This is a genomic window from Kitasatospora aureofaciens, assembly GCF_001188955.3.
Taxonomy (GTDB): domain Bacteria; phylum Actinomycetota; class Actinomycetes; order Streptomycetales; family Streptomycetaceae; genus Kitasatospora; species Kitasatospora aureofaciens.
Genome location: NZ_JPRF03000001.1, coordinates 668134 through 683457 on the forward strand (window position 1 = coordinate 668134; position 15324 = coordinate 683457).

Annotated in this window: 9 protein-coding genes; 1 reads left to right on the forward strand and 8 read right to left on the reverse strand. The window is 71.6% G+C overall.

Annotated elements, in window-relative coordinates:
* Window positions 1–37: 37 nt before the first annotated feature.
* The 8 genes from HS99_RS02940 to HS99_RS02975 all read right to left on the reverse strand — a co-directional run bounded on the left by HS99_RS02940 (window position 38) and on the right by HS99_RS02975 (window position 12127).
* Window positions 38–1789, reverse strand: coding sequence for a cellulase family glycosylhydrolase (locus HS99_RS02940; RefSeq protein ID WP_030550355.1), 1752 nt, complete (start codon window positions 1787–1789; stop codon window positions 38–40).
* A 48-nt stretch (window positions 1790–1837) separates the two neighbouring features.
* Entirely contained in the window at window positions 1838–3349 is a 1512-nt protein-coding gene (locus tag HS99_RS02945; RefSeq protein ID WP_030550357.1) for a glycoside hydrolase family 43 protein, read from the reverse strand.
* A gap of 94 nt (window positions 3350–3443) precedes the next feature.
* Window positions 3444–5207 carry a cellulose binding domain-containing protein gene (locus tag HS99_RS02950; RefSeq protein WP_046387123.1) on the reverse strand — a complete coding sequence of 588 codons (1764 nt, stop codon included), beginning with the start codon at window positions 5205–5207 and terminating at the stop codon, window positions 3444–3446.
* 177 nt (window positions 5208–5384) lie between these two features.
* Window positions 5385–7370: a beta-galactosidase gene (locus tag HS99_RS02955; protein ID WP_030550360.1), complete on the reverse strand. Its 1986-nt coding sequence runs from the start codon at window positions 7368–7370 to the stop codon at window positions 5385–5387.
* Window positions 7371–7397: 27 nt separating this feature from the next.
* Complete coding sequence (locus HS99_RS02960; RefSeq protein WP_030279269.1) at window positions 7398–8426, reverse strand: LacI family DNA-binding transcriptional regulator; 1029 nt, start codon at window positions 8424–8426, stop codon at window positions 7398–7400.
* Window positions 8427–8541: 115 nt separating this feature from the next.
* Entirely contained in the window at window positions 8542–9516 is a 975-nt protein-coding gene (locus HS99_RS02965) for a carbohydrate ABC transporter permease (RefSeq protein WP_078938604.1), read from the reverse strand.
* A complete protein-coding gene (locus tag HS99_RS02970) occupies window positions 9513–10460 on the reverse strand; it encodes an ABC transporter permease (protein ID WP_232790647.1) in 948 nt (315 codons plus the stop codon). The genes HS99_RS02965 and HS99_RS02970 overlap by 4 nt, the downstream gene beginning before the upstream one ends.
* Window positions 10457–12127 (reverse strand): type 2 periplasmic-binding domain-containing protein, encoded by a 1671-nt coding sequence (locus tag HS99_RS02975; protein WP_046385774.1) that lies wholly within the window; start codon window positions 12125–12127, stop codon window positions 10457–10459. Before HS99_RS02975 ends, HS99_RS02970 begins: the two co-directional genes overlap by 4 nt.
* A gap of 237 nt (window positions 12128–12364) precedes the next feature.
* Here HS99_RS02975 and HS99_RS02980 point away from each other — a divergent pair, with 237 nt between their 5' ends.
* The gene (locus tag HS99_RS02980) at window positions 12365–15223 is read left to right on the forward strand and encodes a glycoside hydrolase family 3 protein (protein ID WP_043480365.1); all 2859 of its coding nucleotides are present in this window, start codon (window positions 12365–12367) and stop codon (window positions 15221–15223) included.
* Window positions 15224–15324 lie beyond the last annotated feature (101 nt).

The window sequence follows — 15324 nt, forward strand, 5'->3', positions numbered from 1 at the left end:
CTGCCTGGCTCGGCAGCCGGGGCGGGGAGGACGGAGGTCAGGAGGCGGTGCCGGTGACCGTGTTGCCGGACTTGGTCAGGTGGTAGGTGACGGTGTCGCCGGTCCAGAAGCGGAAGGTGAGCGTCACCGGGGCGCCGTCCTTGAGGGACTTGAGGAAGTCGGGCTTGACGGTGGTGGTGCCGGCGCCGTAGTCGGCCCGGTAGTTGTCGAAGGTCTGGTACGTGGTCCAGGAGGCCGGGCCCGCGGCGGTGCCGTCGGCGTAGGTGGACTGCACGTTGGCCATCAGGGCACCGTTGAACCGGGTGGGGATGGTGAGCCCGTCGGCCGTTCCGGTGGCGTCGGACATCACCGGCTTGTCGTAGGAGCGCACGAAGAGCTTCCAGGGGACGCCGTCGGAGTAGCGGACCTCGAGGGTCGCACTGACCCCGGCGGCGCGGTCGCCGGCGAGGCGGGTCAGGGCGTCGGTGGTCAGGGTCAGCCGGTCGCCGTCGAGGGTGTAGTCGACGTACGGGGTCAGCGGGCGGTCGCCCTGCCACAGGCCGGCGAACCAGAGGCCGTTGCGGTTGAGGGTGATGGTCTGCGCGGCGATCGGGCCGGACTCCGGCAGGAAGACGTTGTCGGTGGAGGCGGTGCCGGAACGCGTCCGCCAGGAGCTCTGGATCAGGGCCTTCATCTCGGGGACCTGCCACTGCATGGTGCCGCGGTCCAGGAAGTCGTTGGCGGCGTCCCAGACGGCGGAGGTCATGCCGTTGCGCCGCGCCTCGTAGTTGACCTGCTCGAAGTACTTCAGCATCTCGCCGCGCTCGACCACGCCGGAGTAGGGCGAGGTGAGCAGGCCGTACTCGCCGAGGTAGACGGGGATGCCCTTGGCGACGAAGGTGTCGTGCACCCGGGCGAAGCCTTCGGTCAGGTCCTTCTGGGCCGTGGCGTCGTAGGTGGTCCCGTTGGCGATGTTCACGCTGAACGGGTACCAGCTGTAGTAGTGCACGGTGGCGACCAGGTTGCGGTCCTGCAGCGAACCCATCGTGGTGGACAGGTCGTCGAGCCAGTGCTGGGCGTTGTTGGTCTCCTCCGAGGGCAGGACGAGCAGGCGGTCCCGGTTCCTGCCGCCGGAGTTGCGGACGATGTCGTGGAACGAGGTGTTGAGTTCCCGCAGGTACCGGGTCTTCTGGGCGTCGGTCGCGTTGGAGAACTGCGGTTCGTTGATGCTCTCCATGAGCAGCGTGCGCGGTTCGTCCTTGAAGACGGTGGCGATCTGCTGCCAGGTGGAGTCGAACCGGGCCACGACGTTGTCGTGGTCGGTGGACATGTTGGCGATCCACTTCCACGAGTCGTGGTGGACGTTGATCTCCACGTAGAGGCCGTCCTCCAGGGCGAGGTCGACCACCTGCTTGACCCGGTCCATCCACACCGGGTCGATGGTGTAGGGGGCAGTGTCGGACTGGTGCGGGTACCAGGTGACGGGGATCCGGACGCTCCGGAAGCCCTGGGCCCTGAGGCCGTCGAAGGTGGCCTTGGTGGTGAGCGGGTTGCCCCAGGAGGTCTCGTCGGGGATCGCGTCGAGGGTGTTGCCGAGATTCCAGCTGGGCTGCATCCGGGCCACGGCGGCCATCGGGTTCTGCGGGACCCCGGCGCCGGCGGCCTCGGCCGCCGACGGGGGCTGCTCGGCGGGCGCGGCGATCGCCGTGCCACCGCAGAGGGCGCCGGTGGTGACCAGGGCCACCAGGAGGCCGGCGGTGCGGTGGAGGCGGCGGTTGCGGGTGCGTGCGGTCTGCTGGGCGTCCTTCACGGGGTGTGTCCCTTCGGGTGAACAGGTGGCGAAGCCCCTGAGGGGAGGTCAGGGGAGCGGGAGGGGCTCGTAGTCGAACCGGTCGAAGTGGACGGTGCCGGCCGCGGCGTACATGCCGATGACCCGGCCGGTGAATCCGCCGGCCACCTCGGTGGACAGGTAGCGCCCGTCGAGCGCGGCGAGCGCGGTGAAGGTGCCGTCGGGCTCCTCGATGCCGAGGAGGACGTCGTCAGGGCCGGTGCGCGGGCCGCGCGTCGGCCGCGGAGCGATCTCGACGCCGAGCACGACCGCTCCGGCGGGCACCGGCCGGGCGGCGACCTCGGTGCGCAGCGAGCCGATCCGGGCGAACACCTTCACCTCGCCGTCGGCCGCCTCGATCTCGTAGTGGTGCTCCTCGTCCAGGCGGACGGCCAGGCCGCCGCGGCCGTCGGTGGGGTCGATCAGGGTGCTGGCCCGGCAGGCGAGGTGCTGCTGGCGCCGGCCGACGAAGACCGCGTCGTTCTCGTCCAGCGAGGCTCCGGCGGCGCGCAGGGTCAGCCAGCCGGAACGTTCCTTCAAGGTGCACAGGCGCTCCGGGCGCGCGCGCAGCGAGATCCACTGGGGGTGCAGCTCGGCCAGGTCGAAGTCGTCCCGGGCCGGCACCGCGGGCGCGGGGTGCAGCGGCCAGGGCGGGCCGGGCAGTTCGGGGGTGACCGCGCCGACCACCGGCCAGCCGTCCACCCACTCGACCGGGGCGAGGAAGGTCTCCCGGCCGAGCACGTACCAGGCGGGGGTGCCGCCGCGCGGCCGGACGGCGAGCAGCACCATCCACCAGGAGCCGTCGGGCGCCTGGACGAGGTCGGCGTGCCCGGTGTTCTGGATGGGACTGTCGGTGCCACGGTGGGTCAGCACCGGGTTGGCCGGGCAGGGTTCGAACGGGCCGGAGGGTGACGGCCCGCGGGCGATGGAGACGCTGTGGCCGCGCTCGGTGCCGCCCTCGGCGATCATCAGGTACCAGTACGCGCCGATCCGGTAGAGGTGCGGGGCCTCGGGGGCCGTGGAGCCGGGGGTGCCGGACCAGATGCGGTGCGGCTCGCCGAAGGTCTCGCCGGTGGCCGGGTCGATGCGCACCTGGGAGATCCCGGCGACGGTGCACCAGCAGGTGCCGTCCTCGTCCCAGACGAGGTCCGGGTCGATGCCGTGGACCCCGGGCAGCCGGACCGGGTCGGACCAGGGGCCGGCCGGGTCGGTCGCGGTGAAGATCATGTTGCCGTCGCCGCTGACGTTGGTGACGATCAGCCAGAACCGGCCGTCGTGATGGCGCAGGGTGGGGGCGTAGATCCCGCCGGAGGAGGGCGTGTCGCGCGGAAGGCGCAGCTGGCCCGGCCGGTCCAGGGCGTTGCCGATCTGCCTCCAGTTCACCAGGTCGCGGCTGTGGAAGACCGGGATGCCGGGGAAGTACTCGAAGCTGGAGCAGACGAGGTAGTAGTCGTCGCCCACGCGACAGACGCTGGGGTCGGGGTGGAAGCCGGGGATCACCGGGTTGGTGACGGTGCCGCCGGGCCGGGACTGCTCTGACACGTGGGTCGGTTCCTTTCGGTGCTTCGGCTCGGGAGGGGGGTGGTGGTGCCCCGGGCCCTGGGGAAGCCCGGGGCACCACCGGATCGGGTCCGGTTCAGCCGATGGCGCAGGAGGCGCCGTTGAACCAGAAGGCGGACGGGTCGGCGTCGCTGCTGGACCAGGCGGCCCGGAAGCCCCACTGGACGCTGCCGCCCTGCGGGACGGTGGCGTCGTAGGACACGTTCTGGGCGTTGACGCTCCGGCCGCTCTGCGACACCGAGGCGTTCCAGGTGTTGGTGATGGTGTTGTCGCCGGGGAAGGTGAAGCCGAGGGACCAGCCGTTGACCTGGCCGAGGCCGTTGTTGACGACGGTGACGTTGCCGACCATGACGCCGGACCACTCGTTCCTGTTGTAGACGACCCGGCAGGGCGCGCTGGTCGGGTGCATCTGGACGACCGTGATGCCGTAGGCGGGCACGGTCTGGACGGTCGGACTGCCGGACTGGGCCGTGCCGATCCCGTGGGCGTTCTTGAGGTAGGAGTGGACGGTCGGGGTGGCGGAGGAGGGGGTGAACCCGGTGTAGGAGAGGTTCACCGTGGCGTCGTTGTGCGGGTCCTTGTTGATCAGCATGACGTCCACGTCGCCGTTGGCGCGGCGGACGGCGTGCGCGGTGAGCAGCGAGGACGAGCTGGCGGCCTTGACGAGCGTGTCGCCGGGTGCGCCCAGCCTGCTGATCATCTGGATGCCGTAGTAGGCGGGGAAGGGCGTGTTGACGGCCGGCTCGCAGGGGGAGCCGCTGGAGACCATGCCGCCGTCGTTGTAGTCGGTGGCGCCCTCGACGGTGGTCACCTTGGTGCAGTCGGTGCCGTTGCGCAGGTCCCACCAGTCGACGTTGAACGCGCCGTTCTCCAGCCACGTGAGGTAGTTGTCCGGGGCGAACAGTCCGTTGGGGGAGGTGTCGAGGTAGGCCTGGGCGTTCGCCTCGGTCACCGCGATGCCGACGTTGGGGGCGTTGGATCCGGCGTACTGGTTGATCAGCGAGCGCACGGCGCCGGTGATGCCGGCGTTCTGGGCCTGCGGCTTGGTGAGCAGATCGGCCGGGCTGGTGCTGGTGGGGTAGGCGTGCACGATGGCGAAGTCGATCTTGGAGCCGGCGATCGACAGGACGGTGTGGTTCCAGTCCATGGTGTCGCCCGGGCCGACGATGCCGTCCGGCCAGTAGCCGGGGGTGGTCAGCACGGCGCCGATCCTGACGCTCGGGTCGGCCGCCTTCATCGCCGAGACGTACTGGAGCACGTTGTTGGCGTAGGTCGTGGCGCTCTTGCTGCTGTGGGTGTCGTACTCCCAGGTGGCGTTGTACTCGCCGTTGCCGTAGACCTCGTTGCCGATCTCCCAGTACTTGACGCCGTAGCCCTTGGTGACGTTGGCGTACTGGACCCAGGCGGCGGCCTCCTGCGGGGTGCCGGAGCCGTAGTTGGCGGTGATGATCGGTTGCGCTCCGGCGGCGCGCGCGGTGCCCATGAAGGCGTCGAAGCCGGTGTTCGGGGCGACGTACTGGCCGTTCTCGGCGGTGCCGGTCTGCCAGTGGTAGACGTCGGAGTGGCTGCCGCCGGGGTAGCGGACGGTGTTGATGCCGGCCGTGCTGAGCAGGCCGGGGGTGGCGGCGGCGTTCATGTTGGCGTCGTAGACCGGGATGTTCACGCCGACGCCGGTGGCGGGGACGGTGGCGAGTTGCAGGGCGGCGTCGACCGACACCGACACGGAGCTCGCCGCGGCCGCGGGCGGCGCGACGGCGGCGACCGCGCCGGTGACCGCGAGCGACAGGGCCGCCGCGACGGCTGCGACGCGTTCACGACAAGACTGTACGGGTGATGTCACTGCGTCCCTCCAGGGGGGTGGGGGTGCGTGGTGTTCGGGTGGGGGATCGAACTCCCGCGTTCTGGACGGTGGAGCCCGGCGGCTGCTCAGGGTCGGGCCCGGACGCGAAGCGTGTTCCGTTCGGAATGCGGGCCGCCACGGCGGAGCGCGCGCGGTCGCAGTGCGCATCACGGGAGGTCAGTGCGCGCGCAGGACCGCGCAGCCGCCGGGCGGCAGCTCGCTCAGCGGCCCGTCCGTGAGCAGGTCGTGGCTCGGCCGGGGCAGCGGTACGGCCTCGGCGCGGTGGTTGAGCAGCACGTGCCAGCCGCGGCCGTCCGGGGCGTACCGGGTGACGGCCTCGACCCCGGGCGCCAGGCCCGGCAGTTCGGGGCCGGCGCCGGATTGGGCGAGGAGCCGGTCGACCAGGGCGGCGTAGCCGGGGTCGTCGAGGCGGGTGGACAGGTACCAGCCGTGGCCGGAGCCGAAGGCGTGGCGGGTGAGCGCCGGGCTGCCGGTGAGCATGCCATGGGTGTAGGCGGTGGCGGCCTCGGCGCCCTCGGTGCGCAGGGACTCGCTCCAGGAGGTGGCCGTCGAGCCGTCGGAGAGCGTGATCCGCTCGTCCTGGCGCAGTGGGCGGTACTCCTCGACCCGGATGCCGAGCGCCTCGCGCAGCGGTGCGGCCGGGTAGCCGCCGAGCCGGGAGTGGAGGCGCTCGTCGACCATGCCGCTGAAGTGCTGGACGAGCAGGGTGCCGCCGTCCGCGACGTAGCGGCGCAGGTTCTCGGCGCCCGCGTCGGCGAGCAGGAACAGGGCGGGGGCGAGGACGAGCCGGTAGCGGCCCAGGTCGTGCTCGGGGTGGGCGAAGTCGACCGTCCGGCCGGCGTCCCAGAGCGCCCGGTGGGCGCGGCGCAAGGCGGCGAGGTAGTCGAGCTCGGAGGACGGAAGACCGTCGACGTTCATCGCCCACCAGGCGTCGGAGTCGTGCAGGACGGCGACCTCGGCCCGGACGGTGGAGCCGGCGAGTTCGCCGAGCCGGGCGACGGCCTCGCCGGTCGCGGTGACCTCCCGGAAGATCCGGCTGTCCGGCCCGGCGTGCGGGACCATCGCCGAGTGCCACTGCTCGGCCCCGGCCCGGGACTGGCGCCACTGGAAGAACAGCGCACCCTCCGAGCCGCGGGCTATGTGGGCGAGCGAGTGGCGCAGGATGTCGCCCGGCTCCTTGGGGAGGATGCGGCCTTCGGCGTGGACGGTGTTGGTGCCCGACTCCATCAGCAGCCACGGGGCGCCGCCGGCGAAGGACCGGGCCCGGTCGGCGTCGAAGGCGGCCTGCGCGGCGGCTTCGACACCCGGCGCGCCGGGGTAGTGGTCGATGGAGACCAGGTCGACCTCGCGGCCGAAGGCCCACAGGTCCAGGTTCTGGTAGGCGGGCACCATGAGGTTGGTGGTCACCGGGCGGTCGCTGTGGGCGCGGATCGCGTCGCGCTGCTCGCGGTAGGCGGCGAGCGTCTCGTCGGACCAGAAGCGGCTGAAGTCCAGCGTCTGGCCGGGGTTGTGGTGCCACTGGGTGGCCCGGGGCGGGAGGATCTGTTCCCAGGAGGTGTAGCGCTGGCTCCAGAACGCCGTCCCCCAGGCCTCGTTGAGGGCGTCGAGGGAGCCGTGGCGGGCGCGCAGCCAGACCCGGAAGGCGGCGGCGGTGTGGTCGCACGGGCAGGGCGTCACGTACTCGTTGTGGACGTGCCACAGGGCCAGCGCCGGGTGGTCGCCGTAGCGTTCGGCGAGGGCGGCGGCGATGCGGCGGGCGGCCCGGCGGTAGGCGGGGGCGGTGAGGCAGTAGGTGTCCCGGCTGCCGTGGGTCAGTCGGGCGCCGTCGGGGCGCACCGGCAGGGCGTCCGGGTGGGCCAGGGTGAACCAGGGCGGCGGGGAGGCGGTCGGGGTGGCCAGGTCGACGGCGACGCCGTTGGCGTGCAGCCGGTCGAGGTGGGAGTCCAGCCACCCGAAGTCGTACCGGCCCTCCTCGGGTTCCAGCAGGGCCCAGGAGAAGACGCCGACGGTGGCGAGGTTGACCCGCGCCCGGCGCATCAGCTCGTCGTCCTCCTTCCACACCTGGGCGTCCCACTGCTCGGGGTTGTAGTCCCCGCCGTAGGCGAGGCCACCGAGCCGGTCGGTGAGCCGGCGGATGTCCATCTGGGAACCGTCCTTCGGGGAGTGGGGTCAGGCCCGGCGCGGGGCCGGTGCGGTGCTCTCCCGGACCACCAGGTCCGGTGGCATCAGGACGAGCCGCTCCTGCGGCCGGTCGCCCGCGGCGGTCTCGGCGATCCGCGCCATGACCTGCTCGACGGCGACCTGCCCGAGGTCCTTCTTGGCGCTGGTCACGGAGGTGAGCCGGGGGGAGTGCTGCTCGGCCATCGGGTCGGGGCAGATCGCGATGACCGAGGCGTCCTCCGGCACGGTCCGTCCGCTGGCGCGCAGCAGGCTGAGCAGCGGGCCGATCGCGGCCTCGTTCTGCACCACGAACCCGGTGGTGTCCGGGCGGTCCGCCAGGATGCGGGCCAGGGTGCCGGCGGTGCTCTCGTAGCCGCCCTCGCAGGGCCGGTGGAGGAAGCGCAGCTCGCGCCGCTCGGCGCGGGCGCGGAAGCCGTTCAGGGTGCGTTCGGCGTAGCCGGCGTGGCGCCGGTAGACCCGGCTGCTGTAGCCGATGAAGGCGATGTCACGGTGGCCGAGGTCGGCCAGGTGGTCGGCGCACAGGGCGCCGGCGGTGGCGAAGTCGTGGTCGACGCAGGACAGGCCGGTGGGGTCGCCGGGCAGTCCGATCAGGGCGGCGGGGATGTCCTGGGCCCGCAGGACCGGGATGCGGTCGTCGTCCAGCCGGACGTCCATCAGGATCACGCCGTCGGCGAGGCCGGTGGCGGCGACCCGGCGGACCCCTTCCGGTCCTTCGTCGTTGGTGAGCAGCAGGACGTCGTAGCCGTATTCGCGGGCCGCCACGGTGACCGCGATGGCGATCTCCATCATGGTGGGCACGTGCACCTCGGGGTGGAGCGGCACCACCAGGGCGATGATGTGGGAGCGCTTGCCGGCCAGGGCCCGGGCACCCGCGTGGGGGTGGTAGCCGAGGTCCGTGATGGCCTGCTCGATGCGGGTCCGGGTCTCGTCGGAGATCGGGCGCTTGCCGCTGAGGGCGTAGCTGACCGTGCTGGACGAGACGCCGGCGTGCCTGGCCACATCGGCGAGTGTCACCATCGTTGCGCTTCCTTCGTGTGGGTTCCGGTGGGGGGCGGTCCCGGTCGTGCGACGGGGAGGTCCGCAGGGTGACCGCTCCCGGTCCGTGGGGTCCGTCGGGCCCGGTGCGGACGGCTCAGCCCTTGATCGCGCCGGTGAGGACACCGGTGCGCAGGTGCTTCTGCACGAACGGGTACACGATCACCAGTGGTACCAGGGTGAGGACCACGACCGCCATCTGCAGTGACAGCGGCGCGGTCTGCACCTGGGTGTTGCCGAAGCCGGAGTTGACGGAACCGGGCAGACCGTTGGCCCGGTTGACGTATGTCAGCAACACGTACTGCAGCGGCCATTTCTGACTGTCCGTCGGCATGTAGAGCATGACGTTGAAGAAGGAGTTCCAGTACCCCACGGCGTAGAACAGCGCGGTGACGGCGGTGACGGCGCGTGAGGTGGGCAGGACGACGGACCACAGGATCCGCCAGTCGCCGGCGCCGTCCATCCGGGCCGCGTCGATCAGTTCGGACGAGGTCTCCTGGTAGAAGGCGCGCAGCACCAGGATGTTGAAGACGGAGAGGGCGCTCGGCAGGATCAGGGCCCACCACTGGTCGTAGCCGCCGAGGCCGGTGACCACCAGGAAGCTCGGGATCAGGCCGCCGCTGACGAACATCGTGACGATCAGCAGCAGCAGGACGAAGCGCTGCCCGAACGACCGCGGCCGGGAGAGGCCGTAGGCGCAGAGGACGGACACGGCCATGGACACCGCGGTGCCGACCGCGGTGATGCCGAGGCTCACCGTCAGTGCGGTGACGACCGTCGGGTCGCTGAGCATCTCACGGTACGTGTCGGTGGTCAGGCCGTCCGGCCAGATCACCAGGCCGCCGGCCCGGTTGATGGCGCCGGGGGTGGAGAAGCTGGTCAGGACGATGATCCAGAGCGGGACCAGGATGACGGCGAGCGTCCCGCCGAGGGTGAGCCCCTTGGCGGCCCGGCCGACGGCGGTGGGCGGTTCCTCCCAGGGCGGGCGGGCGGAGCGGGCCCGGCGCCGGGCGGCCACGGCCGCCCGGCGGCGCTTCTCGCGGCGGGAACCGATGGTGAGTGCGTTCGTCATTTGCGGTACAGCCCGTCCTCGCCGAAGGCGTGCGCCAGCCGGTTGGCACCCCAGATGAGCAGCAGGGAGACCACGCTCTTGAAGAGCCCGGCCGCCGCGCCGTAGCTGTAGCCGCCGGTGGAGATGCCGTAGTAGAAGGAGAAGGTGTCCAGGACGTCCGCGGCCTCGTGGCCGACGGCGTCGCGCTGGATCAGGAACTGCTCGAAGCCGACGGACAGCGCGTTGCCGAGCCGCAGGACCAGCATCAGCACGATCACCCCGCGCAGTCCCGGCAGCGTGATGTGCCACATCCGCCGGACCCGCCCCGCGCCGTCCGCCGCCGCGGCCTCGTACAGTTCGCTGTTGATCGCGCTCAGCGCCGCGAGGAAGACGATGATCCCCCAGCCCGCCTCCTTCCAGACCGCCTGGGAGGTGACCAGCAGCGCGAAGGTGTGCGGGTTGGTCATGATGTCCCAGGTGCCGATGTCGTGCTGGCGCAGGAACTGGTTGAGCACGCCGGCGCCGCCCAGCATCTGCTGGAAGATCGTGACCGCCAGCACCCACGAGAAGAAGTGCGGCAGGTAGACGACGGACTGGAAGAAGTTGCGGATCCGCTCGCTCAGCACCGAGTTGAGCAGCAGGGCCAGGGCGATCGGGACCGGGAAGAACAGGACCAGCTGGACGAAGCTCAGGTACAGCGTGTTCTTCAGCGCGGCCCAGAACGCCGGGTCGCCGAACAGCTGCTGGAACTGGTCGAAGCCGACCCATTCGCTGTGCCAGACCCCGACCAGCGGGTCGTACTCCTGGAAGGCGGTGACGATGCCGAACAGCGGCACGTAGTTGAACACCAGGAGCAGGACGACCGCCGGCACCGTCATCAGCAGGAGCGACTTGTCGCGCCGAAGCCTGATCCGCCAGTTGAGCCGCGTGTGGCCGGCCGGGCGCTCGGGTGCCGCGGTGCTCACTGGCCGGTTCCGTACTTGTCGAGGACGTTGTCGGTCATCCACTGCTTGAGCCGCCCGCCCGGTCCGGACCGCCAGCTCGCGATGGCGTCCTGCACGTCGGAGACCTTCTTCTTGCCGTGGTAGCAGTCCTTGAGGGTGTCGTTGACGTTCGGCGCGGCCGCGGCGGTGGCGAGCGCCTGCGGCATGCTGAAGTTCATGCCCCAGAAGGGCGGCTTGGTGAGGAACCTGACGTTGGCGGCCGCCCAGCTCGTGTAGTCCCTGGTGACCTGCTCGCCGCCCGGGTTGCTGATCACGGAGGCGGGGGCGGCCAGGAACGGGAAGGTCGTCGCCTGGACGTCCTTCTTGCCCTCCTCGGTGAAGGTCGGCACGCCGTTGACCCGGGTGTGGTGGACGCCCTCGACGCCGAAGCTGATCAGGGTGTACTCGGCCGTGCCGTAGGGGGCGGCGAGGTAGTTCGCGACGGCGAGCAGTTCCTCGATCTGCGCCGGCTTCAGACTGGCGTTGAGGTAGCTGATCATGCTGGCGGCGGCGCCCATGTAGACCACCGGCGTGCTCCTGCCGTCGGCGCTGACGGCGTTGAACGCGCCGCGCCGGTAGTTCTGGTCCGCGGCGATGCCGGACTGGTGGTCGGACAGGTTCCAGGCGCCGAGTCCGCCGCCCGCGATGAGCGTCTTCCCGCTGTAGAAGCGGGTGGACCCGTTGGCGACGTCACCGGCCAGCGCGTCCGGGTGCATGCAGCCCGAGGTGGCCAGGCGGTAGTGCCAGTCGACGGCCTCCAGGAACTCCTGGGTCTCGAACATGTGGACCAGCTTGCCGTTGTCGATCCGCCAGTTCATCGGAACGTTCCAGGCGGTCTGGAGGTAGACCCACACGTCGTCGAAGGCCCACACGCCCCGCTTGGCGTCGGTCAGTTCCTTGCCGAGGTTCATCAGGTCGTCGGCGGACGTCACCTGGTCGGCGGTGATGCCCCGGGCTTCGAGGACGTCCCGGCGGTAGAAGGTGGCTCCGGGCACGCCGAAGCTGGTGGAGAAGCATGGTATCCCGTAGAGCTTGTCGCCCCAGACCCCGTTCTGCCAGGCGCCGGTGGGGAGGGCGGCCAGGTTGGGGTACTTCTTGACGTTGTCACCGGACAGGTACGGGGTCAGGTCCGCGAGCTGGCTGCCGACCAGCCCGCCGGTGTTGAAGTTGGAGTTCCACCAGGAGGGCAGGTTGATCCAGTCCGGCAGCTTCTCGGCGGCGGTCATCGTCGGGACGATGGTGTTGTAGTTGATCCCGTCCGCCGGCTTCATGGACAGCTCGACCCCAAGCACCTTGTTCAGCGCCTGGTAGAAGGAGTTGCCGACCGGAGGGGCGGTGCCCCACAGCGGGGTGACCGCCGTGTAGCTGCCGCCCTTGCCCGGAACGCCGGAGACGCTGGTGGGCGGGGCGGCCGGGTAGGAGAGGAAGCCCGGGTCGGTCGCGGCGTCGGATCCGCCCCGCACGGGTACCATGTCCGGCTTGACCGCGCCGGCGTTCGGCGCGTAGGTCGGCAGGGCCGCCTTCAGGCCCTCCCTGGTGTTCGCCCCGGCCTTCTTGGTGGAGCCTCCGCCGCAGGCGGACAGCAGGGGCGCCATCGCGGCGGCTCCCGCGACCGTGGCGGCGGTACTCAGGAAGCTCCTGCGGTTCATCCCGGATCTCATGGTGGCGTGGCCCCTCTCCGTCGAAGCGCGCTCGAAGCGACCGGATCGTCGAAGCGCTTGGATGTTTCGGCGAGACTAACGACGCGTTACCTGTTGAGCAAGAGTCTGAACAAATGCAAAATCCTTTGCTGCCTGGGGAGTTGACAGCCCCATCGGAGCGTGCCAGCGTCGAAGCGCTTCGATGAACGACTGCCGAGCCAGAGCCCGTCCGAGGGGTGTTCCCACGTGAGTTCCGTTCCCGCGTCCGCCGCCGGCCTGCCCGACTTCCGCAATCCCACGCTGCCCCTGCGCAAGCGTGTCGACGACCTGCTCCACCGGCTCACGCTCGACGAACGGCTCGCGATGCTGCACCAGTACGCGCCGGCCGTTCCGCGCCTGGGCGTAGCCCCGTTCCGCACCGGTAGCGAGGGCCTGCACGGCGTCTCCTGGCTCGGCGTGGCGACGGTCTTCCCGCAGGCCGTCGGCCTCGGCGCCAGCTGGGACGAGGAGCTGGTGCGCGGCGTCGCCGGGGCGGTCTCGACCGAGCTGCGGGCCTTCCACCACCACCGCCCACCGGCGGTCGGCACCCGCGAGGAGCGCGGACCCAACTCCCTCCAGGCCTGGGCCCCCGTGCTCAACCTGCTGCGCGACCCGCGCTGGGGACGCAACGAGGAGGGCTACTCCGAGGACCCGGTGCACACCGCGCGGGTCGGCGAGGCGTTCTGCCGCGGCCTCTCCGGCGACCACCCGACCTACCTGCGGGCCGCCCCGGTGCTCAAGCACTTCCTCGCCTACAACAACGAGGACGACCGCTGCACCACCTCCTCCGGACTGCGCCCGCGTGTCCTCCAGGAGTACGACCTCGCCGCCTTCCGCCCCGTCGTCGCCTCCGGCGCCGCGACCGGCGCGATGGCCGCGTACAACCTGGTCAACGGCCGCCCCTGCCACGTGAGTCCGCTGATCGAGACGGAGCTGCGCCGCTGGGCGAAGCCGACCGGCCACGAGCTGTTCGTGGTCAGCGACGCCGAGGCCCCCTCCAACCTGGTCGACCCGGAGCACTACTTCGACGACCACGCCGAGTCCCACGCCGCCGCGCTCAAGGCCGGCATCGACAACTTCACCGACCACGGCGAGGACAGCGGGACCCCGATCGGCCGACTGCGCGAGGCGCTGGAACGCGGCCTGATCGACGAGGCCGACGTGGACCGCGCCGTCCGCCGCCAGCTCGAAGTGCGCTTGCGCCTCGGCGAGTTCGACCCCGAGCTGGACCCGTACGCGGGCATCGGCCCCGAGGTCGTCGACAGCCCCGAGCACCGCGCCCTGGCCCGGAGGGCCGCGGCAGAGTCGACCGTCCTGCTCAAGAACGACGGCCTGCTGCCGCTCGACCCGGTCCGCGCGCGCCGGATCGCCGTGATCGGCCCGCTCGCCGACACCCTCTTCGAGGACTGGTACAGCGGCACCCTGCCCTACCGGGTGGGCATCGCCACCGGGCTGGCCGAGGCCCTCGGCGCCCTCGGCGGCGAGGTCGTCACGGTGGAGGGCTCCAACCGCATCACCCTGCGCTCGCGCACCACCGGCGAACTGCTGGGCAAGTCCGCCTTCGACGTGACCGACTGGGGCGGCGGCGCCTCCATCCTGCGCGAAGCCGACACCGGCCGCTACCTCGCCCTCCAGGACGACGACGCCCTTGCCGCGGGCCAGGACGTCATCAAGAGCTGGTTCGTCAAGGAGACCTTCCGGATCGAACCCGACGGCCCCGACACCGTGCTGCTCCGCTCGGTGTTCACCGGTCGCTACGCCGCCGTGGATCCGAGCGACGGCCGGGTGGCGGTCACCGCCGAGAGCGCGGAGGACGCCGAACGCTGGCAGCGCGAGCTGGTCCGCGACGGCGCAGCCGAGGCCCGGGCGGCCGCCGCGACGGCGGACGTCGCGGTCGTCGTCCTCGGCAACCACCCGCTGATCAACGGCCGCGAGACCGAGGACCGCGCCGACATCGACCTGCCCGAGGGGCAGGAGGAGCTGCTGCGCGCCGTCGCGACCGTCCGCCCGGACACCGCCCTGGTCGTGATGAGCAGCTACCCGTACGCCCTCGACTGGGCCGACGAGCACCTGCCCGCCGTGGTGTGGACCTCCCACGGCGGGCAGGAAACGGGGAACGCGCTGGCCGACGTCCTGCTCGGCGGGGCCGAGCCCGCCGGCCGCCTGCCGCAGACCTGGTACCGGGGCGACGACCCGCTGCCCGCCCCGCTCGACTACGACATCATCAAGGCCGGCTGGACCTACCAGTACCACCGTTCCGCCCCGCTCTACTCCTTCGGCCACGGGCTGAGCTACACCGACTTCACGTACCGCGACCTGAGCCTGTCGCAGCCGTCGATCGCCCAGGACGGCTCGGTCCGGGCCACCGTGACCCTGGAGAACAGCGGGACGCGGTCCGGCAGCGAGGTGGTACAGGTCTACGTCCGTGCCCTGGAGGCCCGCTACGAAGCGCCCCGGCTGCGCCTGGCGGACTTCCGCAAGGTCCGGCTGGATCCGGGTGAGAGCCGCGAGCTGACCTTCGTACTGCCGGCCGAGCAGCTCGCCCACTGGTCCGTCGCCACCGGCGGCTTCACCGTCGAGCCCGGCGGCTACGAGGTGGTCGTCGCCCGTGGCGCCGACCACCCCGTGCTCACCGCGCCGCTCACCGTGACCGGGTCGCCCGCCGCGCCGCGAGCGGGCGTCGAACACCGGATCCCGGCCGTCGACTTCGACGACTACGAGGACGTCACCGTCGTCGACGCCACCCGCTCCGACGGCGATGCCGTCACGCCCGCCGATCCCGCACAGCCCGCGTCGCTCCTCTTCCGCGAGGTCGACCTCTGCGGTGCCCGCACCATCGAGGTCGAGACCGCCCGGGAGGGCGCCGGCACCGGTGGGGCGCGGCTGGAAGTCCGGTCGGGCGACCGGGTGCTGGCCGAGATCGACGTGCCCGTGACCGGCGACCGCTACGCCTGGACCAGCACCACCGCCGGGCTCGCCGTCCCGCTCGACGGCGTGCACGACCTGAGCCTGACCCTGCACGGCGACTTCCGGCTGGCCGCCTTCCGCTTCGGCACGGCCGACTGACGCCTGCCGCCCCACGCGTCCGCGCCCGCGTCCGCGCCCGCCTCCGTCCGAGCCCGCGGCCACCCACCGCCCGGAGGCGGCCCGCACGTCACTGCTCACGC